The 26,035-nt window shown below is 60.9% G+C and carries 26 protein-coding genes and 1 other RNA gene; 12 read left to right on the top strand and 15 right to left on the bottom strand.

Annotation, left to right across the window (positions count from 1 at the left end):
• Positions 1-516, top strand: coding sequence for a hypothetical protein (locus AB7933_RS32205; protein ID WP_158244166.1), 516 nt, complete (start codon positions 1-3; stop codon positions 514-516).
• A 4-nt stretch (positions 517-520) separates the two neighbouring features.
• On the opposite strand, the gene AB7933_RS32200 is transcribed toward AB7933_RS32205, so the two are convergent.
• From AB7933_RS32200 to AB7933_RS32185, 4 genes are read right to left on the bottom strand one after another with little or no spacing between them, the layout of a single operon-like run.
• The gene (locus AB7933_RS32200) at positions 521-1,258 is read right to left on the bottom strand and encodes an amino acid ABC transporter ATP-binding protein (RefSeq protein WP_024078024.1); all 738 of its coding nucleotides are present in this window, start codon (positions 1,256-1,258) and stop codon (positions 521-523) included.
• Complete coding sequence (locus AB7933_RS32195) at positions 1,245-1,895, bottom strand: amino acid ABC transporter permease (RefSeq protein WP_024078023.1); 651 nt, start codon at positions 1,893-1,895, stop codon at positions 1,245-1,247. The genes AB7933_RS32200 and AB7933_RS32195 overlap by 14 nt, the downstream gene beginning before the upstream one ends.
• The gene (locus AB7933_RS32190) at positions 1,892-2,560 is read right to left on the bottom strand and encodes an amino acid ABC transporter permease (RefSeq protein WP_024078022.1); all 669 of its coding nucleotides are present in this window, start codon (positions 2,558-2,560) and stop codon (positions 1,892-1,894) included. Before AB7933_RS32190 ends, AB7933_RS32195 begins: the two co-directional genes overlap by 4 nt.
• Positions 2,561-2,574: 14 nt before the next feature.
• Positions 2,575-3,360 carry a transporter substrate-binding domain-containing protein gene (locus tag AB7933_RS32185; protein WP_024078021.1) on the bottom strand — a complete coding sequence of 262 codons (786 nt, stop codon included), beginning with the start codon at positions 3,358-3,360 and terminating at the stop codon, positions 2,575-2,577.
• A 255-nt stretch (positions 3,361-3,615) separates the two neighbouring features.
• Here AB7933_RS32185 and AB7933_RS32180 point away from each other — a divergent pair, with 255 nt between their 5' ends.
• The 6 genes from AB7933_RS32180 (at position 3,616) to AB7933_RS32155 (ending at position 10,889) form a co-directional block, all read left to right on the top strand.
• Entirely contained in the window at positions 3,616-4,311 is a 696-nt protein-coding gene (locus AB7933_RS32180) for a FadR/GntR family transcriptional regulator (RefSeq protein ID WP_024078020.1), read from the top strand.
• 122 nt (positions 4,312-4,433) lie between these two features.
• Positions 4,434-4,763, top strand: coding sequence for a thioredoxin TrxA (trxA, locus tag AB7933_RS32175; RefSeq protein WP_024078019.1), 330 nt, complete (start codon positions 4,434-4,436; stop codon positions 4,761-4,763).
• Between the two features lie 233 nt (positions 4,764-4,996).
• Positions 4,997-6,256, top strand: coding sequence for a transcription termination factor Rho (gene rho / locus AB7933_RS32170; RefSeq protein ID WP_017845130.1), 1,260 nt, complete (start codon positions 4,997-4,999; stop codon positions 6,254-6,256).
• 156 nt (positions 6,257-6,412) lie between these two features.
• Positions 6,413-8,395 (top strand): acyltransferase family protein, encoded by a 1,983-nt coding sequence (locus AB7933_RS32165; protein ID WP_024078018.1) that lies wholly within the window; start codon positions 6,413-6,415, stop codon positions 8,393-8,395.
• Between the two features lie 59 nt (positions 8,396-8,454).
• Entirely contained in the window at positions 8,455-9,921 is a 1,467-nt protein-coding gene (gene ubiD, locus AB7933_RS32160; protein WP_024078017.1) for a 4-hydroxy-3-polyprenylbenzoate decarboxylase, read from the top strand.
• Positions 9,921-10,889 (top strand): CDP-6-deoxy-delta-3,4-glucoseen reductase, encoded by a 969-nt coding sequence (locus tag AB7933_RS32155; protein ID WP_024078016.1) that lies wholly within the window; start codon positions 9,921-9,923, stop codon positions 10,887-10,889. Before ubiD ends, AB7933_RS32155 begins: the two co-directional genes overlap by 1 nt.
• A 128-nt stretch (positions 10,890-11,017) precedes the next feature.
• Here AB7933_RS32155 and AB7933_RS32150 read toward each other — a convergent pair whose 3' ends face one another.
• Entirely contained in the window at positions 11,018-11,500 is a 483-nt protein-coding gene (locus AB7933_RS32150) for a hypothetical protein (RefSeq protein WP_024078015.1), read from the bottom strand.
• Positions 11,501-11,829: 329 nt separating this feature from the next.
• Between AB7933_RS32150 and AB7933_RS32145 the strand changes: the two genes are divergently transcribed.
• Positions 11,830-14,217, top strand: a complete 2,388-nt coding sequence (locus AB7933_RS32145) for a TonB-dependent receptor plug domain-containing protein (protein ID WP_024078014.1) — start codon at positions 11,830-11,832, stop codon at positions 14,215-14,217.
• A gap of 40 nt (positions 14,218-14,257) precedes the next feature.
• A complete protein-coding gene (locus AB7933_RS32140; protein ID WP_024078013.1) occupies positions 14,258-14,911 on the top strand; it encodes a gamma-glutamylcyclotransferase in 654 nt (217 codons plus the stop codon).
• Here the strand turns inward: AB7933_RS32140 and glpT are convergent.
• Complete coding sequence (gene glpT, locus AB7933_RS32135) at positions 14,908-16,245, bottom strand: glycerol-3-phosphate transporter (protein WP_024078012.1); 1,338 nt, start codon at positions 16,243-16,245, stop codon at positions 14,908-14,910. The two genes, AB7933_RS32140 and glpT, sit on opposite strands and share 4 nt — an antisense overlap.
• 293 nt (positions 16,246-16,538) lie before the next feature.
• Positions 16,539-17,516 (bottom strand): NADPH:quinone oxidoreductase family protein, encoded by a 978-nt coding sequence (locus AB7933_RS32130; RefSeq protein ID WP_024078011.1) that lies wholly within the window; start codon positions 17,514-17,516, stop codon positions 16,539-16,541.
• Positions 17,517-17,666: 150 nt separating this feature from the next.
• Here AB7933_RS32130 and AB7933_RS32125 point away from each other — a divergent pair, with 150 nt between their 5' ends.
• Positions 17,667-18,074: a flagellar basal body-associated protein FliL gene (locus tag AB7933_RS32125; protein ID WP_024078010.1), complete on the top strand. Its 408-nt coding sequence runs from the start codon at positions 17,667-17,669 to the stop codon at positions 18,072-18,074.
• Between the two features lie 63 nt (positions 18,075-18,137).
• Here AB7933_RS32125 and AB7933_RS32120 read toward each other — a convergent pair whose 3' ends face one another.
• The 4 genes from AB7933_RS32120 to AB7933_RS32105 all read right to left on the bottom strand — a co-directional run bounded on the left by AB7933_RS32120 (position 18,138) and on the right by AB7933_RS32105 (position 23,561).
• Entirely contained in the window at positions 18,138-19,256 is a 1,119-nt protein-coding gene (locus AB7933_RS32120; protein ID WP_024078009.1) for an ABC transporter permease, read from the bottom strand.
• Positions 19,256-21,973: a ribosome-associated ATPase/putative transporter RbbA gene (rbbA, locus tag AB7933_RS32115; RefSeq protein WP_024078008.1), complete on the bottom strand. Its 2,718-nt coding sequence runs from the start codon at positions 21,971-21,973 to the stop codon at positions 19,256-19,258. The genes AB7933_RS32120 and rbbA overlap by 1 nt, the downstream gene beginning before the upstream one ends.
• Complete coding sequence (locus AB7933_RS32110; RefSeq protein ID WP_024078007.1) at positions 21,970-22,935, bottom strand: HlyD family secretion protein; 966 nt, start codon at positions 22,933-22,935, stop codon at positions 21,970-21,972. The genes rbbA and AB7933_RS32110 overlap by 4 nt, the downstream gene beginning before the upstream one ends.
• 176 nt (positions 22,936-23,111) lie before the next feature.
• Positions 23,112-23,561: an EVE domain-containing protein gene (locus tag AB7933_RS32105; RefSeq protein WP_024078006.1), complete on the bottom strand. Its 450-nt coding sequence runs from the start codon at positions 23,559-23,561 to the stop codon at positions 23,112-23,114.
• Between the two features lie 195 nt (positions 23,562-23,756).
• On the opposite strand from AB7933_RS32105, the gene AB7933_RS32100 reads away from it, so the two are divergent.
• On the top strand, positions 23,757-23,906 hold the full coding sequence (locus AB7933_RS32100) for a hypothetical protein (protein WP_024078005.1): 150 nt from the start codon (positions 23,757-23,759) through the stop codon (positions 23,904-23,906).
• A gap of 7 nt (positions 23,907-23,913) precedes the next feature.
• Here AB7933_RS32100 and AB7933_RS32095 read toward each other — a convergent pair whose 3' ends face one another.
• The 4 genes from AB7933_RS32095 to AB7933_RS32080 all read right to left on the bottom strand — a co-directional run bounded on the left by AB7933_RS32095 (position 23,914) and on the right by AB7933_RS32080 (position 25,333).
• On the bottom strand, positions 23,914-24,543 hold the full coding sequence (locus tag AB7933_RS32095) for a 5-formyltetrahydrofolate cyclo-ligase (RefSeq protein WP_024078004.1): 630 nt from the start codon (positions 24,541-24,543) through the stop codon (positions 23,914-23,916).
• A gap of 57 nt (positions 24,544-24,600) precedes the next feature.
• A non-coding RNA gene (gene ssrS, locus AB7933_RS32090) (6S RNA) lies at positions 24,601-24,779 on the bottom strand.
• 30 nt (positions 24,780-24,809) lie between these two features.
• Positions 24,810-25,127 (bottom strand): cell division protein ZapA, encoded by a 318-nt coding sequence (locus AB7933_RS32085; protein WP_010207385.1) that lies wholly within the window; start codon positions 25,125-25,127, stop codon positions 24,810-24,812.
• The gene (locus AB7933_RS32080; RefSeq protein ID WP_003177365.1) at positions 25,124-25,333 is read right to left on the bottom strand and encodes a TIGR02449 family protein; all 210 of its coding nucleotides are present in this window, start codon (positions 25,331-25,333) and stop codon (positions 25,124-25,126) included. The genes AB7933_RS32085 and AB7933_RS32080 overlap by 4 nt, the downstream gene beginning before the upstream one ends.
• Before the next feature lie 138 nt (positions 25,334-25,471).
• Here AB7933_RS32080 and AB7933_RS32075 point away from each other — a divergent pair, with 138 nt between their 5' ends.
• Complete coding sequence (locus AB7933_RS32075; RefSeq protein WP_021492630.1) at positions 25,472-26,029, top strand: YecA family protein; 558 nt, start codon at positions 25,472-25,474, stop codon at positions 26,027-26,029.
• The last annotated feature ends 6 nt before the right edge of the window (positions 26,030-26,035 follow it).

Here is a 26,035-nt window from a genome sequence, read left to right as displayed (position 1 = left end):
TTGAAGCGTGCTGGTGTGCTGCTGGCGGGGCTGTTGCTGGCGGGTGAGGCCAGTGCGGCTTGTCGTTTGTCCTTGAGCCAGCCGCTGGTTGACTATGGCCTGCTGCGAAGTGACGGGCAGTCGGCCAGCCAGGCCGTTTCCATGGGCAAGCGCACAGTGCGTTTGAATGTGGTGTGCCCTGGGGCAACCGTGATTGCGCTGCGTTTTGACGGTACGCCCGCCAACGCTGAGGGCTACAGGTTTGGTCGGCAAGACTATTTCAACTTGACCCTCCAGCATCCCCTGCTGGATGGGAAGCCAGTGGAGCTGGCGCAGTTGTACAACCACGCCGAGCGAGGCGGGGCCCTGCGCCCAGGGCAGGTGCTGGTTGTGTTGGCAGGTGGGTTGCCTGCCACCGGGCGTACCTTTTCAGCGCAGGTGCAGGTCGACACCTGGCTGTCGAGTGCGGCCATTGCCGTTCGCGATAAAACCACGCTGGAGGGCAATGGACGATTCGAGCTGGTGCCAGGAGGCTGACGGGTCAGGCGGAGGCCTCGGTAGTGCCGATGAAATTCGCGAGCTCGGCAGTCTGAGGGTTTGCAAACAGCACCTTGGGATCACCGACTTCATGCACCTTGCCCTGGTGCATGAACACCAGCTTATCCCCGACTTCCCGGGCAAAGCGCATTTCGTGGGTCACCATGATCAGGGTCATGCCGTCCTTGGCCAACTGGCGAACCACACTGAGGACTTCGTTGACCAGTTCCGGGTCCAGCGCCGAAGTGATTTCATCGCACAGCAGCACCTTGGGCGACATCGCCAGCGCACGAGCGATGGCAACGCGTTGCTGCTGGCCGCCTGAAAGGCGATCGGGAAAGGCGTCGAACTTCTCGCCCAGGCCAACGCGTTCCAGCATCTGTCGCGCCAATTGTGTCGCCTTGGCCTTGGGCACTTTTTGTACGACCTGTGGCGCAAGCATGACGTTTTCGCCCACCGTAAGGTGCGGGAACAGGTTGAACTGCTGGAACACCATGCCCACTTTCTGCCGAAGGCTGCGCAGGTCGGCACGGGCGGCGTCGAGGTATTCGCCGTCAACTTCAATCACGCCGTCGTTGATCGATTCCAGGCCATTGAGGGTTCGCAGTAAAGTGGATTTACCCGAGCCGCTGCGGCCGATGATCGCCACCACCTGGCCTTCTTCAACCGTCAGGTCGATGCCCTTGAGTACGTGGTGATCGCCGTAATACTTATGCAGGGCGGAAATTCTAAGCAGAGGCATGCAGTCTCCTTTCCAAGTAGCGCGCACTGAGGGACAAGGGGTAGCAGAGCAGGAAGTAACCGAGGGCCACCAGGCCGTAGACCATAAAGGGCTCGAAAGTGGCATTGGCGAGCATGCCGCCGGTCTTGGTCAATTCGGTGAAGCCGATGATCGAGGTCACTGCGGTGCCTTTGACCACCTGCACCGAGAAGCCCACGGTGGGCGCCACGGCAATTCGCAGGGCCTGGGGCAGGATCACGTAGCGCAGTTGCTCAAATGGGTTGAGGGCCAGGCTGGCCGAGGCTTCCCACTGCCCGTGGGCGATGGAGTCGACACAGCCACGCCAGATTTCGGCGAGGTAGGCGCTGGTGAACAGCGTCAAGGCAATCGCCGCGGCCAGCCAGGGCGAGATATCCACGCCAAGCAGGGCGATGCCGAAAAACACCAGGAACAGTTGCATCAACAGCGGCGTGCCCTGGAACAGTTCGATGTAGGTGCGCGCGACATTACGCGGGAAAGCCTTGCGGCTGATGCGCATCGTCATCACCAGCAAGCCGATCAGGCCACCGCCGACAAACGCCACCAACGACAACAACAATGTCCACTGCAGGCCGGTGGCCAGGTTGCGAACGATGTCCCAGAAGGAAAAATCACTCATCGACTGTTCCTCATCACGAAGCGGCGGCCAATCCAGTTGAGGAACTGGCGAATCATCAACGCCATGCACAGGTACACCAGGGTGGTCAGGGCATAGGTTTCAAATGCGCGGAAGTTACGCGACTGGATAAAGTTGGCGGCAAAGCTCAGTTCCTCGGTGGCGATCTGCGAACACACCGCCGAGCCGAGCATCACAATGATGATCTGGCTGCTCAAGGCCGGCCACACCTTGCCCAGCGCCGGTAGCAGCACCACATGGCGGAATGCTTCGAAGCGTGTCATCGCCAGCGCTGCGGCGGCCTCCAGTTGCCCGCGCGGGATGGCCTGGATACCGGCGCGGATGATTTCGGTGGAGTAGGCCCCCAGGTTGATCACCATCGCCAGCACGGCGGCTTGCCACTCGGTAATCTTCAGCCCCAGGGACGGCAGGCCGAAGAAGATAAAGAACAACTGCACCAGGAACGGCGTGTTGCGGATCAACTCGACATACACCCCAAAGAACCAGGCGAATGGCTGGATTTTCCACGCCCGCACCACGGCCCCCACGGTGCCCAGGGCGACCCCCAGGATCGCGCCGATAGCGGTCAGCTCAAGGGTGAACAGGGCACCGCGCAACAGCAGGTCGGTATTGGCCAGCACCGGCACAAAGTCGAATTGATAGGCCATCAATCAGCTCCGCTTCAGAGGTCAGCAGGCAGTGGTTCTTTGAGCCACTGCATCGCGTTCTTTTCCAGGCTGCCGTCCGCCTTGGCCGCGACCAGGATCTGGTTGACCTTCTCCAGCAATGCCGGCTCGTTCTTGTTCACGCCCACGTACACCGGCGAATCCTTGAGCTTCACTTTCAGCGCGGGCACGCGTTTGGGGTTGCGCTCGCTGATCGCTACCATCACCACGTTGCCGCTTGCGATCAGGTCGACTTGGCCGGCCAGGTAGGCGGCGATGGTCGAGTTGTTATCTTCGAAGCGCTTGATGGTTGCCTCTTTGGGGGCGACGGCGGTCAGCTCGATGTCTTCGATGGCGCCACGAGTCACGCTGATGGTCTTGCCCTTGAGGTCGTCAGTGCTGGCGATGGGGGCGTCAGGCGGGCCGAACACCGCCAGGTAGAAGGGGGCGTAGGCCTTGGAGAAGTCGATGACCTTTTCACGCTCGGGGTTCTTGCCCAGGCTGGAGATCACCAGGTCGACCTTGCCGGTGGTGAGGAACGGAATGCGGTTGGTGCTGTTGACCGGCGTCAGTTCCAGCTTGACCTTGAGTTGGTCGGCCAGCAGCTTGGCGGTGTCGATATCCAGGCCGCGTGGTTTCATGTCGGGGCCGACCGAACCGAATGGCGGGAAGTCCTGGGGCACGGCGACCTTGAGGGTGCCACGGGCGACGATGTCGTCCAGACCGTTGGCCTGGGCGGGTGCCTGGCTCAGCATCAGGCTGGCAAACAGGGCAGTGAGCAGGGCGCTGTAGCGCTTGGTCATGGCAACTCTCCGAGAAGGGCGAAGGGAATTTCTGGATTTGCCCAGTGCACAGCCCATGCCATGACCGTCGCAATGGCCTGCAACGCTCGGATTTGTTGAGTTTAAGTGGTCTTACTGGTCTGAACAGTTGGCAGGCATTTCGCACCCTTTTCGGGCGTCGACAAAACCTGGCGAGCCCCTTTGGGGCGTAGCTTGCCGCCGGCTGCGAATAGCTTTACAACTAGCCGCTCAGTTGTCTGGAACCTTGAGTTTTTTATGAATTCCATCGCCCAAGCCGTACCGGAAGCGGCCCTGCAGGCCATCCGTAAACTGATCAAGGAGCAGGGCTTCGGGCCGGGTGATGCATTGCCATCCCAGCGCGACTTGGCAGTGCAGTTGGGCGTGAGCCGGGCGTCTTTGCGCGAGGCATTGTCGTCCCTCAGTGCTTTGGGCGTAGTCAGTGTGCAGCCAGGCAAGGGCGTGTTTGTGCAGGAGGTACAAGAGTCGCCGGGATTTGCCTGGCCCTTCGCGGCCCAGGCCACGCCGCTGGATATCTTCCAGTTGCGCTACGCGCTGGAGGGGTTTGCGGCGGGTTTGGCGGCAGTGACATTGACCCTCGATGAGCTGGATAGCCTTGAAGATAATGTCGAGGCCATGCGCAAAGTGCTCAAGGCCGGAGACTTCGAAGCTGCCGCCCGACTGGACTTCGAATTTCACCAGCGCATCCTCCTGGCCAGCGGCAATCAGGCGATGGTGAGCATACTCAGCGCCAGCGCCGAGGTGTTTCTGGAGAGCCAGAAACTACCGTTCATCCGGCCGGAGCGGGCCATGGAAACCTGGCAGGAGCACCGTCGAATCCTGCGTGCCCTGGCCCGTCGCGCCAGTGCAGCGGCACAAAAAACCATGCAGGAACACGTGCGCAACGCGGCATTGCGTACTGGCATTGCCTTTGTGACTCCCGTAACGCCCTGAGTTGGGCCCATACCCAAACTCATGCACCACCATAGCAAGACTCAATCAGAGACGGCTTCCTGAACGGGGGAAGGGCAGCTATGATGGGCAACGTTTTTTTTGCTTACAATCCGGAGACATCCATGAGCAGCGATCTTATCAAGCACGTCACCGACGCGACCTTTGAGGCCGAAGTACTCAAGGCTGCTGGCCCGGTGCTGGTTGACTACTGGGCTGAATGGTGCGGCCCTTGCAAAATGATCGCTCCAGTCCTGGACGACATTGCGACCACCTACGAAGGCAAGCTGACCATTGCCAAGCTGAACATCGACGACAACCAGGAAACCCCGGCCAAGCACGGCGTGCGTGGTATCCCGACCCTGATGCTGTTCAAGGACGGCAACATCGAAGCGACCAAAGTAGGCGCGCTGTCGAAGTCCCAGTTGCAAGCTTTCCTCGACGCGCACATCTAAGCGTCAGCAAAAAGCCCCGCAAATCGCGGGGCTTTTTCGTGAAACAGGGCTAGACGCTCCGAAACTCAGGTGGTACATTCGGCCCCGCACTGGTTTCTCCACTGCCCCCTGCAAGCCGTCGCCGACGCATTCCTTTCGATTAGTACGCGATCCTGTCGCCTTCTCTGCGGCGCGGCCTCATTAAGCCAAAAGCTTAATTTCCCCCCCTCCATAAATGATTACGTCATTCCTATATGAATCTGACTGAACTCAAGCAAAAGCCGATTACCGAACTGCTCGAATTGGCCGAACAGATGGGCATAGAAAATATGGCCCGTTCGCGCAAGCAGGACGTGATTTTCTCCCTGCTGAAAAAGCACGCGAAAAGCGGCGAGGAAATCTCCGGTGATGGCGTGCTGGAGATTCTCCAGGACGGCTTCGGCTTCCTCCGCTCTGCAGACGCCTCCTATCTCGCCGGCCCAGACGATATCTATGTCTCGCCGAGCCAGATCCGTCGCTTCAACTTGCGCACCGGTGACACCATCGTTGGCAAGATCCGCCCTCCGAAGGAAGGCGAGCGTTATTTCGCCCTGCTCAAGGTCGACACGATCAACTTCGATCGTCCCGAGAACGCGAAAAACAAGATTCTCTTCGAGAACCTGACCCCGCTGTTCCCGACCGTGCGCATGAAGATGGAAGCCGGCAACGGTTCCACCGAAGACCTGACCGGTCGAGTCATCGACCTGTGCGCTCCCATCGGCAAGGGCCAGCGTGGCCTGATCGTCGCACCGCCGAAAGCCGGTAAGACCATCATGCTGCAGAACATTGCAGCGAACATCGCACGTAACAACCCTGAAGTTCACCTGATCGTATTGCTGATCGATGAGCGTCCGGAAGAAGTTACCGAAATGCAGCGCACCGTGCGCGGCGAAGTGGTTGCCTCGACGTTCGATGAGCCGCCAACCCGCCACGTGCAGGTTGCCGAAATGGTGATCGAGAAGGCCAAGCGCCTGGTCGAACACAAGAAGGACGTGGTGATCCTGCTCGACTCCATCACCCGTCTGGCTCGCGCCTACAACACCGTGATCCCGAGCTCCGGCAAGGTATTGACCGGTGGTGTCGATGCCCACGCCCTGGAGAAACCGAAGCGTTTCTTCGGCGCCGCGCGGAACATCGAAGAAGGCGGCTCGCTGACCATTATCGCCACCGCGCTGGTTGAAACCGGCTCGAAGATGGATGAAGTGATCTACGAAGAGTTCAAGGGTACCGGCAACATGGAATTGCCCCTGGACCGTCGCATCGCGGAAAAACGCGTGTTCCCGGCGATCAACATCAACCGCTCCGGCACCCGCCGCGAAGAGTTGCTGACCGCCGACGACGAACTGCAGCGCATGTGGATCCTGCGCAAGCTGCTGCACCCAATGGACGAAGTTGCGGCCATTGAGTTCTTGATCGACAAGCTGAAAACCACCAAGACCAACGACGAGTTCTTCCTGTCGATGAAACGTAAGTAATACGACGTTTCAGGTCCGAAAGAATGGCGCCCTCTGGGGCGCCATTTTTTTTGTGTCGAAAAAGGGAGGTTTGAGCGCGTCAAGTGTCAGTTAAGAAACAAAAAAGGTGAGCGAGGCTACGCTCATCCCCATTCGTATCTGGCTGACTCTAGATTTATGACCTCTCTTGCTTACCGAAGAGACATTGATGGCCTACGTGCTGTCGCTGTCCTTGCAGTCGTACTGTTCCACTTTGGCGTTCCAGGCGTTACTGGCGGCTTTGTGGGGGTAGACGTTTTTTTTGTGATTTCCGGCTTTTTGATTACTTCGATCATCTGGCGCGAACGCCAGGCCGGGCGTTTCAGTTTCGTCGACTTCTGGGCTCGCCGCGCCCGGCGTATCCTGCCGGCGTTGTTCATGATGATGGCCGCGACACTGGCAGTGGGTTGGTTCCTGTTGGCACCCAAGGACTACGAAGAGCTGGGACGGTCGGCGCACTACCAGGTGATATTCACCTCCAACCTGCTCTTTTCACGCCAGCACGGTTATTTCGACGCCTCCTCTGACATCAAGCCATTGCTGCACACTTGGTCGCTGGCGGTGGAGGAGCAGTTCTACATCCTCTTCCCGTTGTTGCTGACCCTGCTTTCCAGCCGCTTGAAACACTGGCGCCTGGCCTTGTTCGTGGTGTTGCTGGTGTCGTTTGGCCTGAGCGTCTGGGCCGTCGACCATCAACCGCAAAAAGCCTTCTTCCTGCTACACCTCAGGGCCTGGGAACTGCTGGCGGGTGCGATGCTGGCGGTGATGCCCAAGCGTGACTGGCGCGCTTCACCGGCACTCGCCCAGGGGGTCAGTCTGGTGTCCATGGCGTTGATCCTGATTGCCATATTCGCTTTCGATGCGTCCACGCCATTCCCCGGTGCCGCCGCTTTGCTGCCGGTGCTGGGTGTGGTTGGTTTGATCTGGGCCAATGGGCAGCGGCAAACCTGGGTCGGGCGGTTGCTCAGTTCGCGGTTGATGGTGGGCCTGGGGCTGATTTCTTATTCCTGGTACCTGTGGCATTGGCCGGTGTTCGTGTACGCCAACTATGCCGCGGTTGATGGCTTGGGCACGCTTGATCTGACCGGGTTGTTATTGCTGAGCCTGGTGCTGGGTTATGTGTCCTGGCGCTTCGTGGAGGCGCCGTTTCGGGAAAAGCGCTTGCTGGCTGGGCGCAAGGCGATCCTGGCCGCTGCCGGGGCTGGCATCCTGTGCCTGGGCTTGACGGGCCTTGCGGTGCGCGAAGCCGATGGCGTGCCTTCACGCTTGTCCGAACAGGCGTTGCGGTATGCCCAGGCTAAGAAATGGAGCCCGGAACTCATGGCCTGCCTGGCGGACAAGGACACGCCCGATGAGCGACTGTTCTGCCACTTTGGCCCCAAAAGTCTGTCGGTGTCCGCGCTGGTGTGGGGCGATAGCCATGCCACCGCGTTGATTCCGGCGCTTGAGGATGGGGCCAAGCGCCACGACATCAGCCTGGTACAGGCCAGCTTCGCCGGTTGCGTGCCCTTGGACGGTCTGGAGAATATTTCTCGGTGTGCGCATTTCAATCGCCGCGTCGAGAAGGCCTTGGCCGATCAGTCGTTCAGTGATGTGGTACTGGCGGCGCGCTGGAGCCTGTACCTCTATGGGCAAATGTCGGGCGACAAGGAGCACGCGCTCAAGGACCCGAGCACCGGTGAGTACGTGCGCGCCGTGGCCGAACAACGCTTCGCCGAGGGCCTGCGCGAGCGCATCAAGGGGTTGCGCGCCGCCGGGCATCGCGTGTGGTTGGTCAAGGAAGTCCCGCTGCAGCAAATCATCGTGCCTTACCGCCTCAGTCGCCTGGCCATGATGCACCGCCCGGTGGAGGGAGAAGGGCTTGCGGTGGAGGAGCATGAGCGGCGCCAGGCTTTTATCACCCAGCTATTCGACGAGTTGGCGGCTGCCGACAGTGGCGTGGCGGTACTGGACCCGGCGCCCCTGCTGTGTGGCGTCGACGGTCTATGTCGGGTCGAACTCAATGGTCGCGCGCTGTACACCGATGATAATCACCTCTCCGAGGTCGGTGCGCGGCACATCGAAGCCTTTCTGGAGCCACTGTTCAGTTCGCTGCAATCACGGGGGCTGACGGCCAATTAAGCTGCCAGCCGCGGTCAGAGCAGGTAGGATGTACGCCTATTTTACGGGTGGCATGGTTAATGAAATTCAAGGATCTTCGGGATTTCGTGCAGCAACTTGAGCAGCGCGGAGAGTTGAAACGTATCCAGGTACCGGTTTCCCCGGTGCTGGAAATGACTGAGATTTGCGACCGTACCCTGCGTAACAAGGGCCCGGCGCTGCTGTTCGAGAACCCGACCGGCTTTGATATCCCGGTGCTCGGCAACCTGTTCGGCACCCCCGACCGCGTGGCCTTTGGCATGGGCGCCGAATCGGTCAGCGAATTGCGCGAGATCGGCAAGCTGCTGGCATTCCTCAAGGAGCCCGAGCCTCCCAAGGGCTTGAAGGATGCCTGGTCGAAGCTGCCGATTTTCCGCAAGATCATTGCCATGGCGCCCAAGGTGGTCAAGGACGCGGTGTGCCAGGAAGTGGTCATCGAGGGTGATGACGTCGACCTGGGCATGTTGCCGGTGCAGACCTGCTGGCCCGGCGACGTCGGCCCGCTGATCACCTGGGGCCTGACCGTCACCAAGGGCCCGAACAAGGATCGCCAGAACCTCGGCATCTACCGTCAGCAAGTGATCGGCCGCAACAAAGTGATCATGCGTTGGCTGAGCCACCGCGGCGGTGCCCTCGATTTCCGTGAGTGGTGTGAAAAGCACCCGGGCAAGCCGTTCCCGGTTTCCGTGGCGCTGGGTGCCGACCCGGCGACCATCCTCGGCGCCGTGACGCCGGTACCGGACAGCCTGTCCGAATACGCATTCGCCGGCCTGCTGCGCGGCAACCGCACTGAGCTGGTGAAGTGCCGTGGCAACGACCTGCAAGTACCGGCCACCGCCGAAATCATCCTCGAAGGCGTGATTCACCCCGGTGAAATGGCCGATGAGGGCCCTTACGGTGACCACACCGGTTACTACAACGAAGTCGACAGCTTCCCGGTGTTTACCGTTGAACGCATTACCCATCGAATCAAGCCGATCTACCACAGCACCTACACTGGCCGACCACCGGATGAGCCGGCGATCCTCGGCGTGGCGCTCAACGAAGTGTTCGTGCCGATCCTGCAAAAGCAATTCCCGGAGATCACCGACTTCTACCTGCCGCCGGAAGGCTGTTCGTACCGCATGGCCATTGTCACCATGAAGAAGTCGTACCCAGGCCATGCCAAGCGGGTCATGCTGGGTGTGTGGTCGTTTTTGCGACAGTTCATGTACACCAAGTTCGTTATTGTCACCGACGACGACATCAACGCCCGTGACTGGAACGACGTGATCTGGGCCATCACCACGCGCATGGACCCCAAGCGCGATACGGTGATGATCGACAATACGCCGATCGACTACCTTGATTTCGCCTCGCCGGTGTCGGGGCTGGGGTCGAAGATGGGCCTGGATGCCACCCATAAGTGGCCGGGTGAAACCACCCGCGAGTGGGGGCGGGTGATCGTCAAGGATGAAGCCGTGACGGCGCGTGTCGATGCGATCTGGAAAGAATTGGGAATAGATTGATGCGTGTAACCCTGCAACCTTCCGGTGCGGTACTGGAGTTGGTCCCTGGCGAGCGAATTCTCGAAGGCGCCCGCCGCCTGGGCTACGAGTGCCCGCAAGCCTGTCGCAACGGCGTGTGCCACGTGTGTGCGGCGCTCCTGGTGGAAGGCCGCGTGCAGCAGGCCGGCGAGGTGCGCGACCATGGTGAGTTCTATACCTGCATCGCCGAGCCACTGGAAGATTGTGTGGTGTTGTGGGATGGCGTGCTGGCACCGGGTGAGTTACCGCTGCGCAAGTTGGCGTGCCAGTTGAGCGAGTGCGTGGAGGTCGGTGGCGATGTGTGGCGCGTGCGCCTGCGCGCCCCGGCCGGCAAGGCAGTGCGTTACCACGCTGGGCAATACCTGATGATCGAGCGGGAGAACGGCGAGAAGTCGGCGTTTTCCCTGGCCTCCGCGCCCCATGCCGGGCGCGACCTGGAATTGCACGTGCTGGCCCGTGAGGACAGCGCGCGCAACCTGCTGGAGCAGTTGCAGCGCAACCGGATGGCTCGCATTGAGCTGCCGTTTGGCGACACCCACCTGGCTGAGCTGCCAGACGGGCCGCTGGTATTGATCGCCGCCGGCACCGGCATGGCGCAGATGCACAGCCTGATCGAGCATTGCCGCGCCTCGGGCTTCAAGCACCCGGTGCACCTGTATTGGGGCGTGCGTCGTCCGGAAGACTTCTACGAGATCGAGCATTGGGATCAATGGGCTCAACTGCCCAACCTGTTCCTGCACAAAGTCGTCAGCGACCTGTGTGGCTGGCAGGGTCGCTGCGGGCTGTTGCATGAGGCTGTGTGCGAGGACATTGCCGACCTGAAGGCGGTGCATGTCTACGCCAGCGGTTCGCCGGCGATGATCTACGGGACCTTGGACGCACTGGTGGAGGCCGGCATGGATGCGCACCAGATGCGCGCCGACGTATTCGCCTACGCCCCGCGGCCCTGACGCGATCAAACGGTGGGAGGGGCGGTGCGACGATTCGACGTGCTCCCATAGCGGTGTATCAGTCCAAATGAGCTGGCTGGCACTTCCCTATCGGGAGCAAGCCACCCGCCACAATGGTTTGTGCCGGCTCAGAATCGTACTCCGGTCGTCACCATCGCCGCGTTGAACCCCAGCAATACCAGTTCCGCCGCCACCGGCCCGTAATGGGCGCCCACGGACGGAATGATCACCGGCGCCACGCCAAAACGGTTCAACGGGATCTTGTCGCGATATTCGCCGCGATAACCCTGGATCGCCCCGCCTGTCAGTTTCACATACACCGGATACTCAGCCATGTCATAGCGCTTGCCCGCGTAGACGTAGTACGAGCGCTGGCTGAACGAGTTGCGAAACGTCGCGCCGCCATATACCAGGCCTGACGGCTCATTGCGTTCCAGCCCGATCAAGTCTTGCTGGTTATTGTGGTCCGGGTCCGGCGCGAAGTGGCGGGTGTAGACACTGGTCTGCGCATACCAGAAGCCATCGTCGTCATTGGCGGGCGGCGCTTCGGCAGCGAGGGCCGTGGCGGCCTGGGCCAGGAACAGCAGGCCGGGCAGTCGATATTTTTTCATGGAGGCGACCTCGATAGTCGGTGTGAGAGGCGGCTAAGTGGGTCGTGATGTGCACGCTATTTTGACGGCTTGACGTGCGCCCAGGCTGAACCGGGGCTGAAAGTAGCGGGATTGCTGCCCTGAATCCTGACGAAAGGGCGGGGGGGCTTATACTTTTGCTTATTCTTTTAAGGTATTTAATTTATTTGATAGATATCTTTAAGCTATATATCAACGGACTACCGAACGACAGACACTAACCAATCACTGACCGCCACCGCCCGCCAGCCGGATCGATCGTACGCACTCAGCGCAATGAAGTTCTGAGTGTTGATTCCAAGGGGAGCGGTATGGGGAGCTACAAGAAACACGCGCTGTACTCAGCGATTTTGTCGGCCAATTTGCTGACCGCTGTGGGATTCAATCCAGTCCAGGCGGCTGAAACGCCCGCCGCCGATGTACCCAAACTCGACACGGTGATTGTCACCGGTACCCGTGCCCAGGAGCGCACGGCCAGCGCTTCACTGTCGCCTATCGATGTGATTTCCGGCGAGACCCTACGCAGTACCGGCTCCGATGAGCTGGGGGCGGTGCTGGCGCGCCTGATTCCGTCGATCAACTTCCCTCGCCCAAGCCTGGTGGACGGTGCCGAGCTGGTACGACCTGCACAGTTGCGCGGCCTGTCGCCGGACCAGGTGCTGGTGCTGGTCAACGGCAAGCGCCGCCACACCAGTGCGTTCGTCAACCTGGGCGGTGCGGTAGGGCGTGGTTCGGCCCCGGCGGATTTGAATGCGATCCCGCTGTCGGCGGTGGATCATATCGAAGTGCTGCGTGACGGCGCTTCCGCGCGCTACGGCTCCGATGCCATCGCGGGTGTGATCAACGTGATCCTCAAGCACGCTGACCATGGCGGCTCGATCTCCACCAAGTTTGGCGAATACAAGAAGGGCGATGGCATCCAGCGCAATATCAGCGGCAACACTGGCCTGGCTTTGGGTGACAACGGCTTTATCAACCTCTCGGCCGAAGGTGCCGACAACGACTACACCAACCGCGCCGGGGATGATTTCCGGCCGGGTAGCGTGGGTTCCACCACCTACGGCCAGCGCGTGTTCCGACAAGGCGAGCCGGCGACCAATGAAGGCAAATTGCAGTTCAACTCCGAATATTCCTTCAACGATGCGGCCGAGTTCTACTCTTTCGGCGGTTACAGCAAGCGACGCGGCGAGACGGCAGCGTTCTACCGGGCGAGCAATGCGTCCAACAACATCCCGGCGCTCAACCCCAACGGCTACCTGCCGCTGATCAAAGGCGACCTGGAGGACACCTCACTGGTGGTGGGCCTGCGCGGCTTGCTGGCCTACGACTGGCATTACGACTTCTCGGCCAATTACGGCAAGAACCAGTACGCGCTGAGCACCGAAACCATCAACACCTCCCTGGGCCTGGCCACGCCGCGCAAGTTCGATAACGGCACGTTGAGCAACGACCAGAAGCAAATCAGCCTGGACCTGTCTCGCGAGTTCGACGTGGGTTGGCTGCCTTACCCGGTGTCCGTGGCGTTTGGTGGTGAATACTTGCACCAGGGGTATGAAATCGAGGCGGGAGAGCCCGCCTCTTATTACCAGACCGGCAGCTCGGGGTTAGGTGGCTTTCGTGATGCTGATGCGGGCACCAGCACACGGCATAACTGGGCACAGTACCTGGACCTGGAAACCAACTTCACCGAAAAACTCAGTGCCTCGGCTGCCGTGCGCCATGAGGACTACAGCGACTTTGGCTCCAATGTCAGCGGCTCGCTGTCAGCGCGTTACGACTTCACCCCGCAAGTCGCTGTACGCGGCAGTATTTCCAATGGTTTCCGCGCACCGTCCCTGGCCCAGCAGAACTTTGCCTACACCTCCTCGCAGTTGATCGGCAGTACGATCCAGGAAGCCGGCACCTTCCCGGCCAACAGCCAGGTGGCCCGTCTGCTCGGTGCCGAAGACCTCAAGGCCGAGAAATCGCGCAACTACAGCCTCGGCCTGGTACTGGAACCGGCCGATGACTTGACCGTGACGCTGGACGTGTACCGCATCGATATCCGTGACCGCATCAGCCTTTCGTCCAACCTGAACCTCAACCCGGCGGCGATTGCCTACCTGCAGGCCAATGGCGTGGGCAATATCAACTACACCAGTGCGCGGTACTTCACCAATGCCACCGACACCAGCACCGATGGCGTCGACCTGGTGGCCAACTATCGCTATCAACTCGATAACGGCATCCGCTGGAACAGCACCGTGGGCTACAACTACAACCACACCAAGGTCACCGACGTGAAAGCCAACCCGGCCGTCCTCGATAGCCTGGGGGTGAACCTGCTGCGGGTGGACCGTCGCGAGCGCATCGGTTTGCTCGGCGACACCACGCCCCAGCACAAACTGAGCCTGGGTAACGACTTCACCTTCGGCCGGTGGGCGTTGCACAGCAACCTGGTGCGCTATGGTGAATTCACCAGTTACCAGGCCGACAAGGTCAACGACCAGACCTTCAAGGCGGCCTGGGTGCTCGACCTGTCGGTGGACTACAAGCTGAAGAACTGGACCTTCACCCTGGGCGGCGACAACGTTACGGATAAATACCCGGAGAAGGTCAACGCCTTCGCCAGCAGTGGTGGCAATTTGGCCTATAGCACTTTTTCGCCATACGGTTACAGCGGCGCGTTCTATTACGGTAAAGTTGCTTACAACTGGTAACAGCTTTTCGCAGCAACACAGGAGACCTAAGCGATCCGCCATGACCGTTATTGAAACCGATCTTTTGCAATTGGCTTACCCTCCGCGGCTCGATCTGGGGCCGCAACTCACTCACGAACAGTTGATGAGCTCAATGCAGGCCACCATGGCCAGGCATAAGGGTGGGCCGGTCTGGTTATTCGCTTATGGTTCGCTGATCTGGCGCCCTGAGTGCTCCTCGACCGAGCGCGTGCGGGCACGGGTCCACGGTTATCACCGGGGCCTGTACCTGTGGTCCCACGAGCATCGGGGTACACCGGAACTACCAGGGTTGGTGTTCGGGCTGGATCGGGGCGGTTCGTGCAGCGGGTTTGCCTACCGCCTGCCGGAAGATCAGCTGGAGGCCTCGCTTTATGCCCTGTGGCAGCGCGAGATGCCTTACCCCTCCTATCGGCCGCACTGGCTCAGTTGCCGCCTGGAAGATGGCAGCCAGGTACAGGCGTTAGGGTTTGTCTTGGAGCGGCATTTACCCAGCTACGCCGGCAACTTGCCCGATATCGTACTCAATCACGTATTGCAAAGCGCTTGCGGGCGTTACGGCACTACGCGCGATTATGTCGAGCAGACCGTCAACGCCCTGCGTAGCCACGCCATGCCAGACAAGAATCTGGAGGCGCGGCTCAAGCGTTGTGCAAAGGATTGCTCAGGTGATTAACGCGCCGAGCTGACACTGTTGGTGTGCCATAAGGTTGGGATCAGGAAGGCGATGGCCAGCAGGCACGCGCCGATCAACAGCACGAAGCCACCGTCCCAGCCGAAATGGTCCACCGTGTAGCCCATGGCCGCGCTCGCCGCCACCGAACCGCCCAGGTAACCGAACAGGCCGGTGAAGCCCGCTGCCGTACCGGCGGCTTTCTTCGGCGCCAGTTCCAGCGCCTGCAGGCCGATCAGCATCACCGGGCCGTAGATCAGGAAGCCGATGGAGAACAGCGCGATCATATCGACCATCGGGTTGCCCGGCGGGTTGAGCCAGTAGACCAGGGTGGCCAAGGTTACCAACGTCATGAACACGATGCCGGTCAGGCCTCGGTTACCGCGGAAAATCTTGTCCGACATCCAGCCGCACAACAGCGTGCCTGGAATACCGGCCCATTCGTAGAAGAAGTACGCCCAGGACGACTTGTCGACCGTGAAGTGCTTGGCTTCTTTCAAGTAGGTTGGCGCCCAGTCCAGTACGCCATAGCGCAGCAGGTAGACGAACACGTTGGCGAAGGCGATGTACCACAGCATTTTGTTGCGCAGCACGTACTTGACGAAGATTTCCTTGGCGCTGAATTCGTCTTCGTGGCTGGCGTCGTAGCCTTCCGGGTAGTCGTTCTTGTACTGCTCGATCGGCGGCAGGCCAACCGATTGCGGGGTGTCGCGCATGGTGATGAAGGCAAACGCCGCCACCAGCAACGCTACGGTTGCCGGCACATAGAACGCCGCATGCCAGTCGTTGAACCAGGCCATGCCCAACAGGAACAGCGGGCCGATCAGGCCGCCGCCGACGTTATGCGCGACGTTCCAGACCGAGACTACGCGGCCGCGTTCTTTTTGCGACCACCAGTGCACCATGGTGCGTCCGCTTGGCGGCCAGCCCATGCCCTGGGCCCAGCCATTGATGAACAGCAGAATGAACATCATGGTCACGCTGGACGTTGCCCAAGGTGCGAAACCGAAAATGAACATCACCCCCGCCGATACCAGCAGGCCGAAGGGCAGGAAGTAGCGCGGGTTGGAGCGGTCGGACACCAGGCCCATCAGGAACTTGGACAAGCCGTAGGCAATCGCGATGGCCGACATTGCCAGGCCCAGTTCGCCACGGGTGTAACCCTCGTCGATCAGGTAAGGCATGGCCAGGGAGAAGTTCTTGCGCAGCAGGTAGTACCCGGCGTATCCGAAGAAAATACCGGCGAAGATCTGCCAGCGCAGTCGTCGGTAGGTACTGTCTATTTTTTCTTCAGGCAGGGGTGCCTGGTGCGCGGCAGGACGAAAAAAAGCAAACATTCAAGAGCTCCAGATTTCTTGTTTTGACTGCGGATGCGAATGTTACAGTTTCGTTACCGAAAATAGCATCGCGTCTTATGTGCAAACACAAGAAAACAGAGCAAGCGCGTGTTCTCTTACGAACATGTCGATAATCGATACGTGGTGGTCGTTTAGCGCTTCTCAGACCAATGCAGAACAAATGTGGGAGGGGGCTTGCCCCGATGGCAGTGATTCAGTCAACAGTTGCATCAACTGACCCACAGCAATCGGGGGCAAGCCCCCTCCCACACTGATCGCATTTCACGTGGCTATCAGCGGGTCTGGACGACGACCTTGCCGACCGCCTTGCGCTGGCCGAGATCATTGATCGCCTGTGCGGCTTGTTCCAGCGGATACACCTGCGACACCAGCGGCTTGAGCTTGCCCTCGGCGTACCAGGCAAACAACTGGTGGAAGTTCGCCGCATTATCCTGCGGCTGGCGCTGGGCGAACGAGCCCCAGAACACCCCAACCACCGCCGCACCTTTGAGCAGCGCCAGGTTCACCGGTAGCTCGGGAATGCGCCCACTGGCAAACCCCACTACCAGCAGGCGGCCGTTCCAGGCGATTGCGCGGATGGCCTGGTCAAACAGGTCGCCACCCACCGGGTCGTAGATCACATCGGCGCCGTTGCCATCGGTCAGGCGCTTGATCTCGTCTTTCAGGTTGGCTTCGCTGTAATTGATCAGTTCATCGGCGCCGGCCGCCTTGGCCACCGCGAGCTTGTCGGCGCTGCTGGCGGCGGCGATCACGCGCGCGCCCATGGCCTTGCCAATTTCCACGGCGGCCAGGCCCACGCCGCCGGAGGCGCCGAGCACCAGCAGGGTTTCGCCAGGTTGCAGGTTGGCCCGTTGTTTCAGGGCGTGCATCGACGTGCCGTAGGTCATGCTGAACGCGGCTGCGGTGTTGAAGTCCATGCTCGGCGGGATCGGCAGCACGTTATAGCCGGGTACGGCGACCTGTTCGGCAAAGCTGCCCCAGCCTGTCAGCGCCATGACCCGGTCGCCGACCTTCAGGTGGCTGACCTTTTCGCCCACTTCACTGACCACCCCCGCCGCTTCGCCGCCCGGCGAGAACGGGAAAGGCGGCTTGAACTGGTACTTGCCCTCAATGATCAAGGTATCCGGGAAGTTGACCCCGGCCGCGTGCACGTCCAGCAGGATTTCGTTCTTCTTGATCGCCGGGCTGGGGATCTCTTCCAGCACCAGGGTTTCGGCAGGGCCGAAGGCTTTGCACAGCACAGCTTTCATCGGACTATTCCTTTTGGCGTCGTGGCCGATAAGTGTAGGAGGGTACGCCCGGGGGTCAACGAGCATGCCCTGGCCTGATAAGTCGCCATAAGCTTGTGCTCAGCCTTGCTAGCGTTATGCTACCTGGCAATCGAATGTGAGGAATGAACTGTGAAAGCGTGGATCCCGTTGATGCTGGCCCTGACCTTGCCGATGGCAGCCCAGGCCGAAGAAGCCAAAGAAGGTGAGGCACCGAAGGTCAGCTATATCAGCCTGACTCCGCCGTTCGTGGGCAACTATGGCCTGGATGGCACGGCAAAGCTCAAGGTGTACAAGGCCGACATCGCCCTGCGCGTCACCGGCCCCGAAGCGGCGGCGCTGGTCAAATCCAACGATGCATTGATTCGCAACCAGTTGGTGGCACTGTTCACCCAGCAGACCAACGAGACCATGAGCAGTGTCGAAGGCAAGGAAAAGCTGCGCCAGGAAGCACTCAAGCAAACCCAGCAAGTGATGAGTGACGAAACCGGCAAACCGGTGGTGGAAGACCTGCTGTTCAATAACCTCATCATCCAGTAACTGTGGCGATCGCGCTTACTGTGGCGAGCCGGCTGACCACAACAAGAAGCCCGCTCGCCACGCTCAGGAGGCCAGGCTTTTCCTGAACCGCGCCAACGCCACGGCAAAGAACAGCAGGCCGATCCCTGCCAGCGCCAGCAGGTCCGGCCACACTACGCTAGCGCCCGCATCGCGGAACAGGATCGCTGCGCTCAGGCTCACAAAGTGCGTCGACGGCGAAGCCTGCATCACCCACTGCAACCACTCGGGCATGCTGTCCAGCGGGGTACTGCCGCCGGAAAGCAGCAGCATCGGGATGATCACCGGGATCGCCAGCAAGCCGAACTGAGGCGTCGAGCGGGCGAGGGTGGCGAGGAAGATGCCCAGGGCCGTGCTGGCAAACAGGTACAGCGCGGTCACGAACAGAAATAACGCCAGCGAGCCGGCCAGCGGTACGCCGAGCAAGCCCTTGACCACCACTTCCAGGGATAGCCAGGTACACAGCACGACCACCAGCATGTTGCTCCAGATTTTCGCCAGCATGATTTCCAGTGCTGTCAGCGGCAGTACCAGCAAGTGGTCGAGGGTGCCGTGTTCACGCTCGCGCAGCAGGGCGGTGCCGGTGAGCACGATGGCGAGGATGGTGATGTTGTTGACGATCTGGATCACCGCCAGGAACCAGCCACCCTCCAGGTTGGTATTGAACAGCGCCCGGGTGGTCAGTTGCGCTGGCGCTTTCGCGGCGCTATCCGCCTGGCCGCTGTAGGTGAGCAACTCGCGCTGGAAAATCCGGCCGATGTAGCCGGCGCCCATAAAGGCCTGGCTCATCGCCGTGGCGTCGACGTTCACCTGTACGGCGGGCTGTCGACCGGCCAACAGGTCGGCCTGGAAGTTCGCCGGTACGTTGATCACGAAGGTGTACTGGCCGCTGTCCATGACCTTGTCCAACTGGTCGTACGCCAACGGTGCGGGTGGCTGGAACTCGGGCGGTTGCAGCGCTTCGGCCATCTGTCGCGAGAGCGGGCTGTGGTCTTCGTCGACAAATGCCACGCTGGCATGGTGCACCCCAATCACCGAGCCCGCGGCGGGCATATAGATCGCCACCGTGAAGGCGTAGAACAGAAACAGCAGCAACACACTGTCGTGGCGCAGGCTGGTCAGCTCCTTGATCCCCAGGCGCAGGATATGCGCAAACTTGTGCATCAGGCCTCCTGCTTCTTGAGCATGATCAGGCTCAGTCCGGTAAAACCGAGGAAAAATCCGAACAGCGCCAGGCACTGTGGCCACAACTGGCGCAAGTCCAGGGCCTTGGTGAAGGTGCCCACCGCAATATCGAGAAAGTGCCCCGCCGGAAACAGCATGCCCATCACCGCCGCCGCGCCCTCCAGGGACGAGCGCGGCACGATCAGCCCGGAGAACTGGATGGTCGGCAGGCTGGTGATGATCATGGTGCCGAGGATCGCCGCGATCTGGGTGCGCGTGAATGCGGAAATCAGCAGGCCCATGCTGGTGGTGGCGAGCACGTACAGCAGGCCGCCAAACGCCAGGGTCAGGGCGCTGCCCTTGAACGGCACGCCGAACAGCCAGCGGTTCATCGCCACCAGTACAGCCAGGTTCACCAGGCTCACTGCCAGGTAGGGCGCCTGTTTGCCCAGCAAAAACTCCAGGCGGGTCAGGGGCGTGGCATAGAAGTTGGTGATCGAGCCCAGCTCCTTCTCGCGCACGATGCCCAGGGCCGTCAGCATGGCCGGTATAAAGGCCAGGATCAGCGCCATGACGCCCGGGCCGATGGCATTTACGCTGACCACGTCCTGGTTATAGCGGAAGCGGGTTTCCAACTTGGCGGCAGCTTGTGTGTTCGAGGGCGAACTGCTCAGTTCGGCCAGTTGTTCAAGGTTGCCCTGGTGCACGGCCTCGACATAGTTGCGGCTGGTTTCCGCGCGAAACGGCATGCCGCCGTCGAGCCACGCGGCCACGGTGGGCTGGCGACCGGCGTAAAGATCACGACCAAAGCCCGGCGGGATTTCCAGCGCCAGTTTGATTTCCGAGCGTTGCAGGCGCCGGTGCAGTTCGTTGGCATCCTGGATTGGCGTTTGCTCGGCGAAATAGCGCGAGCTGCGAAAGGCTTCCAGGTAGGCACGGCTTTGCGGGGTCTGGTCCTGGTCGTAGACGGCGAAGGCGAGGTTTTCCACATCCAGGGAAATGCCGTAGCCGAAGATCACCATCATGAACATCGCCCCGAGCAGGGCGAAGGCCATGCGCACCTTGTCGCGCAAGAGTTCCTTGCCTTCGCGACTGGCCACGGCCAGTAGGCGCGCCAGGCTGAACCCGCGCTTGCTCACAGGCGGTGCAGTGGTTTCGCTGACGGTGGCGGTAGGCGCCGTCGGTTCCGGTTCGCCCTGGGCTTGCTCCAGGCACGTGACAAACGCGGCTTCAAGGGTGTCGCCGCGGAACTGCTGTTGCAGCGCGTCGGGCGTGTCGCAGGCCAGCACCTTGCCCGCATGCATCAGGGAGATGCGGTCGCAGCGCTGGGCTTCGTTCATAAAGTGAGTGGACAGGAAGATCGTCACCCCCTGTTCGCGCGATAGCTCGATCAGCAACCGCCAGAAATCATCCCGCGCCGCTGGGTCTACGCCTGAGGTCGGTTCATCGAGGATCAGCACCTCGGGGCGATGCAGCACCGCCACGGCCAGCGACAACCGTTGGCGCAGGCCAAGGGGCAGTTCACCGGACGGCTGCTCGGCGACTTCGCCCAGGTCGAAGCGCTGGATCAGTTCGTCGATCCGCGCGCCACTGTCGGCCTTGGGCAAGTCGAACAACTGCGCATGCAACACCAGGTTCTGGCGCACGCTGAGTTCGCCATACAGTGAGAAGCTCTGCGACATGAAGCCCACGCGCTTGCGGGTGGCCAGGTCCTTGGCGTTCACCGGGTTGCCCAGCAACGTGGCACTGCCTTCGGTGGCCGGCATCAGGCCGGTGAGGACCTTCATGGTGGTGGTCTTGCCGCAACCGTTTGAACCGAGGAAACCGAAGATCTCGCCCCGGCCAATAGCGAAGCTGACCTTGTTGACTGCCGTGAAGTCGCCGAAGCGCAGGGTCAGGTCGTGGGCTTCGATGGCGATATCGGTGTTGGCGCTTGCTCTGGGCGGGATCACCAGTGGCTGGTTGTTGTGGGCGCTGTCGCCCTGGAAGTGGGTGAAGGCTTCATCCAGTTTTCCGCTGGGTGTGGCCGCCGCCAGTTCGCTGCTAAGCCCGTTGGCGATCAGTTTGCCGCGATCGAGCATCAGGCAATGTTCGAACTGCTCGGCCTCCTCCATGTAGGCCGTGGCCACCAGCAGGGTCAGTTGCGGGCGCTCGGCACGTACGGTATCGACCAGTTCCCAGAAGCGTCTACGCGACAGCGGGTCGACGCCAGTGGTGGGCTCGTCAAGGATCAGCAGGTCCGGGTCGTGGATCAGTGCGCAGCACAGGCCGAGCTTCTGTTTCATCCCGCCCGAGAGTTTGCCGGCCGGGCGCTCGGCGAAACGGGCGAGGTCGGTGGCCAGCAGCAGGTTGTGCATGCGCTGGTCGCAGTCGGCTTTCGACAGGCCAAACAGCGTGGCGAAGAAGCGGATGTTTTCGCTGATGGACAACTCGGGGTACAGGTTGCCGCCCAGGCCCTGGGGCATAAAGGCGATACGCGGGTACAGGCTGTTGCGATGGCGGCGGTCGGCGATGGAGCCGCCGAGCACCTCCAGTTGGCCTTCCTGAAGGTGTTTAACCCCGGCGATCAAGCCCAGCAGGCTCGACTTGCCCGCGCCATCCGGGCCTATCAGCCCGCATCGCGTACCGGCGGGCAGGCTGAAGGCGATGTCGATCAGCGCCTGTTGCTTGCCATAGCGGTGCTGAACACCTGTGGCGTGCAGCGCCAGGTCGGTCATTTCAGGTTGGCCGGCCAGTCGATGTCAGCCGTACGCACATAGCCGGCACCGGGCATGCCGGGCTTGGCCTGCGGCACGGCGCTGGGTTGGGTCAGGCGCAGTTTGACGCGGAATACCAGTTTCTGGCGTTCGTCGCGGGTTTCCACTTCCTTGGGCGTGAATTGCGATTTGGCCGCGACAAAGCTGATTTTGGCCGGCAGCGGTTGGTCGGGGAGTGCATCGAGGAGGATGCGTGCATCGCTGCCGACGGTCAGCCGGCCGGTCACAGAGGCGGGCAAGTAGAGGTTCATGTATTGATCTTGGGGGTCGATCAGCAGCAACACGCGCCCACCGGCGGCGAGCACTTCGCCCGGTTCAGCCAGGCGTAGCTGGATAATGCCGTCGATGGGCGCGCGCAGGCTGCTGTCATCGATTTCGCTGGTGAGTTGCGCCACCTGGGCTTCGGCGGCGCCGATGGCCGCCTTGACCGAATTGACCTGGGCTTGGGCCGCGACTACGGCCGCATTGCCGGTATTCTGGCGAGCCTGCTGCTGGTCGATCAACTGGCTGCTGGCAAAGCCGCGCGCGTATAGCTCCTGCGTACGCTTGAGCTCCTGATGGGCCAACAGTTGCTCGCTTTGGCGCAGTTGCACATTGGCTTCGGCAGCGGCGAAGTTTTCCTTGGCGCGCAGCACCTCGGCTTCAGCCTGGGCGCGCTGGGCCTCCAGGGTGCGGGTGTCCATGCGCGCCAGCAGTTGGCCCTTGAGCACCTTGTCGCCTTCATCCACGCGCACTTCGGCGAGGCGCCCGGGTATCTTGGCGGCAATCTGCACCTCAGTGGATTCCAGGCGACCGTTGCCCATGCTCAAGCCTTCGGGCAGGCGGTCCTGGGTGGATTTCCAGTAACCGAAGCCGCCGGCGGCGAGCAGCAACACAATCAGGAGCGAGGCAAACAGCTGGGAGGTGCGATGGTTCGTCGACATGAATGCATCCTGCGGCGTTAGCGTCCTAGTTTGACCGGCCTCGCCTCAGAAGGCGTTGATACCGATCAAATGAACTGAAGGAGCGAGCTGGCTCGCGAAAAATGTAAACGATAACGCGACCAGCCTGGAAGGTCGCGGTGAAGCTGCGCTCTTCGCGAGCAAGCTGGCTCCAGCCGTCAGCGTAGCGCCAAGACCGCGGCCCATTGCTCGGCGGTAACCGGCATCACCGAGAGACGGCTGCCTTTTTGCACCAGAGGCAGCTCGGCTAGGGCGGCTTGCTGCTTCAGGTACCCCAGGCCCAGTACGCAGGGGAACGTCTCGACATGGGCCACGTTGATCGCGCTCCATGGATTTTTCTCCGGGCTGGCCTTGGCGTCGAAATAGTGGTTGTCCGGCTCCAGTGCGGTCGGGTCCGGGTAGGCGGCCTCGACGATGGTGCCGATGCCGGCAATACCAGGCTCGGGGCAGCTGGAGTGATAGAAGAAAAATTGGTCACCCACCGCCATCGCCCTCAGAAAGTTGCGCGCCTGATAATTGCGCACCCCATCCCAGCGGGCTTCGCCAAGCGTTTCCAGGCCTTTGATGGAGAGTTCGTCGGGCTCGGATTTCATCAGCCAATAGGCCATTTGGGGGCTCCTGAAAAAGGCGTTGGGCAAGTTGTCAGGCAATTCCATGACAAACCGACAGTCGGTTGACGCCAAGGTTTGCGTGTTGGTTCACGTTAACGCAGAATGCCGGGATTTTAAGCTTGACGCAGCTGCAACGGACTACTTTGGAACGTTGTTGTCATCGTGTACGAGATGCCTGAAGGGGGGCAATCGATGCAACGTAAACCGGATTTACTATGGATATTGGTGATTTTGTTTGGTCTGGGCGTCGTGACCACCGGGTATGCGCAAAGCTTGTGGTCGAACAAGACCGATGCACCCGTTGAACTGGCTCAGCAGCAGCCTAAACCGTTCAAGCGCTGACCCTTATTCAAGGCGCCGCTGACTCCAGTGGCGTCTCTGCGATATACCAATACTTGTCAGTGACCGTGCCCGCCAGCGGCACATCCCAACTCGCCTGCGCCAACCGATCGACCTTCTGACACTCATGGGCCAGCCCCAGCAGCGTCGGCTTGCGCCAGCTTTGGCGGCGAGCGAGGTAGGCCAGGCTGCGGTCATAAAACCCACCGCCCATGCCCAGGCGCCCCCCCGCGTCGTCGAACCCCACCAGCGGGAGCAACACCAGGTCCAGCGCCCACACCTTGCGCTGGCGGCAGGCGTTTATCCGGGGTTCGAGAATGCGAAACCGATTGGGCAGCAGTTTTTCCCCTGGGTCCACGCGTTGGAAGACCATCTTGGTTCTCGGCCAGGCGCTGAGTACTGGCAGGTAGGTGGCCTTGCCCCGGCGCTGGGCCGCGCGCAGCAGCAGGCGCGGATCGATTTCACCGTCCGTCGGCAGGTATAGAGAAATATGTTTGGCCCGGCGAAACAGCGGGTGCTGTGCCAGTTGCCGATACAAGCCAAGGGCCGCCCGGCGCTGCTCGCTGGGGGTGAGCGCACGGCGGGCCTTGCGCAACATGCGTCGAAGGTGCGGACGGGAAAGCGGCGCAGGTTCGGTCATGGTTTTCGGCTCATAAAACAATGCCAGTCCTTAAGACTGGCATTGAGTTTGGGAATCAGGCTCCCCGACAGAACCGCTGTCGACTAAGCCCTTGAACCCGAAAGTTCAAGGTGGAAGAAGCAGTAGGCTTTAAGGCTTTCCGTCTAGCGGACATGCACACCAGCCCAACGTGCAACTTCCAGGGTAGTGCGAATCGGCTCCGGGACATCGCCGACTGGCAAGCACGCCAGGGAGTGGGGCGAGTATACCTTAAACAGTCGCGGCAATCAGCCCTTGGGTGCGTCTGAGTCGCTGGAGAGCACCAGATCAACGCGTTCGAGCAGGTCACGCACCTGTTCGCGCGTTGAGCCGCTGGCCTGTACGTCAGGACGTTCCTGCTTGTGCAGCAGATCGTGGGTGATGTTCAGCGCGGCCATCACGGCGATGCGGTCGGCGCCGATGACTTTGCCGCTGCTGCGGATTTCACGCATCTTGCCATCCAGGTAGCGGGCAGCGCTCACCAGGTTGCTGCGTTCTTCCTGGGGGCAAATGATCGAATACTCTTTGTCGAGGATCTGCACGGTAACGCTATTGCTTGAACTCATGAGTCTTGCTCCAGGGCCTTCAGGCGCGAAATCATCGATTCGACCTTACGCCGGGCGATTTCGTTTTTTTCAATGAGGTGAGCGCGTTCCTCGCGCCAGGTCTTTTCCTGAGCTAATAGGAGTCCGTTTTGGCTCTTTAGTTGCTCGACCCGATCAATTAGCAATTCGAGTCTGGCCATCAGCGCTTGCAGGTCGGTGTCTTCCATTGGGTTCCACTGGATTTGTCTGATGAATGGCAACTGCAGGATAAACGATCTGACGCCCTCGATAGTCTTGGTACGTCTGCCGGTGCTAGGATACAGCGCTCCATTCTAGACATTGCGCCGTCTGGCGCCTAGCTCACCATGCCCATTCAGAACTCCCCGTACGATGCTTTTTCCAAACTGCTGAGCACCAGCGGTCATCCTTGCTCGCCTGCCGAACTGCACGGCGTGTTGCTCGGCCGCAGTTGCACCGGCGTTGGCTTTGATGCCGACAACTGGCTGGCCGATGTGGCCGAGCTGCTGGAAACCGAACCGACCGACAACGTGCGTAACGCGCTGATCGGCCTGCAAGAGATGGTCAAGGGCGAGCTGACCGGTGATGACGTCACCGTGGTCCTGCTGCTGCCGACCGACGATGCACCGCTCGCCGAACGCGCCGCCGCACTGGGCCAATGGTGCCAGGGCTTCCTCCACGGTTTCGGCGTGAACGCCGGTGGCCTGGAGCTGAGCACCGATGCCAAGGAAGTGTTGCAGGACCTGGCGGCCATCTCCCAGGTGCAAGACGCCCTGGAAGAGTCCGAAGACGGCGAAGGCGACTACATGGAAGTCATGGAATACCTGCGCGTCGCACCGTTGCTGCTGTTCACCGAGACCAAGAAGTCCGCTGAGCCGGCTGCCCCCAAGCCTTCGCTGCACTGAGAAAGG

The organism is Pseudomonas gorinensis (assembly GCF_042015035.1).
Lineage (GTDB): Bacteria > Pseudomonadota > Gammaproteobacteria > Pseudomonadales > Pseudomonadaceae > Aquipseudomonas > Aquipseudomonas gorinensis.
Note: the sequence above shows the minus strand (reverse complement) of the source record. Positions and strands in the feature narration are given on the sequence as shown.

Excerpts from the sequence above, each read along its gene's own strand:
- AB7933_RS32120 (WP_024078009.1), bottom strand. The coding sequence starts at position 19,256 with ATGCACAAGTTTGCGCATATCCTGCGCCTGGGGATCAAGGAGCTGACC.
- AB7933_RS32145 (WP_024078014.1), top strand. The coding sequence starts at position 11,830 with ATGGGGAGCTACAAGAAACACGCGCTGTACTCAGCGATTTTGTCGGCC.
- AB7933_RS32075 (WP_021492630.1), top strand. The coding sequence starts at position 25,472 with ATGCCCATTCAGAACTCCCCGTACGATGCTTTTTCCAAACTGCTGAGC.
- AB7933_RS32200 (WP_024078024.1), bottom strand. The coding sequence starts at position 1,258 with ATGCCTCTGCTTAGAATTTCCGCCCTGCATAAGTATTACGGCGATCAC.
- AB7933_RS32105 (WP_024078006.1), bottom strand. The coding sequence starts at position 23,561 with ATGGCCTATTGGCTGATGAAATCCGAGCCCGACGAACTCTCCATCAAA.
- rbbA (WP_024078008.1), bottom strand. The coding sequence starts at position 21,973 with ATGACCGACCTGGCGCTGCACGCCACAGGTGTTCAGCACCGCTATGGC.
- AB7933_RS32150 (WP_024078015.1), bottom strand. The coding sequence starts at position 11,500 with ATGAAAAAATATCGACTGCCCGGCCTGCTGTTCCTGGCCCAGGCCGCC.
- AB7933_RS32140 (WP_024078013.1), top strand. The coding sequence starts at position 14,258 with ATGACCGTTATTGAAACCGATCTTTTGCAATTGGCTTACCCTCCGCGG.
- AB7933_RS32185 (WP_024078021.1), bottom strand. The coding sequence starts at position 3,360 with ATGACCAAGCGCTACAGCGCCCTGCTCACTGCCCTGTTTGCCAGCCTG.
- AB7933_RS32190 (WP_024078022.1), bottom strand. The coding sequence starts at position 2,560 with ATGGCCTATCAATTCGACTTTGTGCCGGTGCTGGCCAATACCGACCTG.
- AB7933_RS32165 (WP_024078018.1), top strand. The coding sequence starts at position 6,413 with ATGACCTCTCTTGCTTACCGAAGAGACATTGATGGCCTACGTGCTGTC.
- AB7933_RS32095 (WP_024078004.1), bottom strand. The coding sequence starts at position 24,543 with ATGACCGAACCTGCGCCGCTTTCCCGTCCGCACCTTCGACGCATGTTG.
- AB7933_RS32130 (WP_024078011.1), bottom strand. The coding sequence starts at position 17,516 with ATGAAAGCTGTGCTGTGCAAAGCCTTCGGCCCTGCCGAAACCCTGGTG.
- ubiD (WP_024078017.1), top strand. The coding sequence starts at position 8,455 with ATGAAATTCAAGGATCTTCGGGATTTCGTGCAGCAACTTGAGCAGCGC.
- rho (WP_017845130.1), top strand. The coding sequence starts at position 4,997 with ATGAATCTGACTGAACTCAAGCAAAAGCCGATTACCGAACTGCTCGAA.
- AB7933_RS32110 (WP_024078007.1), bottom strand. The coding sequence starts at position 22,935 with ATGTCGACGAACCATCGCACCTCCCAGCTGTTTGCCTCGCTCCTGATT.
- trxA (WP_024078019.1), top strand. The coding sequence starts at position 4,434 with ATGAGCAGCGATCTTATCAAGCACGTCACCGACGCGACCTTTGAGGCC.
- AB7933_RS32180 (WP_024078020.1), top strand. The coding sequence starts at position 3,616 with ATGAATTCCATCGCCCAAGCCGTACCGGAAGCGGCCCTGCAGGCCATC.
- AB7933_RS32085 (WP_010207385.1), bottom strand. The coding sequence starts at position 25,127 with ATGAGTTCAAGCAATAGCGTTACCGTGCAGATCCTCGACAAAGAGTAT.
- AB7933_RS32195 (WP_024078023.1), bottom strand. The coding sequence starts at position 1,895 with ATGAGTGATTTTTCCTTCTGGGACATCGTTCGCAACCTGGCCACCGGC.
- glpT (WP_024078012.1), bottom strand. The coding sequence starts at position 16,245 with ATGTTTGCTTTTTTTCGTCCTGCCGCGCACCAGGCACCCCTGCCTGAA.
- AB7933_RS32155 (WP_024078016.1), top strand. The coding sequence starts at position 9,921 with ATGCGTGTAACCCTGCAACCTTCCGGTGCGGTACTGGAGTTGGTCCCT.
- AB7933_RS32080 (WP_003177365.1), bottom strand. The coding sequence starts at position 25,333 with ATGGAAGACACCGACCTGCAAGCGCTGATGGCCAGACTCGAATTGCTA.
- AB7933_RS32100 (WP_024078005.1), top strand. The coding sequence starts at position 23,757 with ATGCAACGTAAACCGGATTTACTATGGATATTGGTGATTTTGTTTGGT.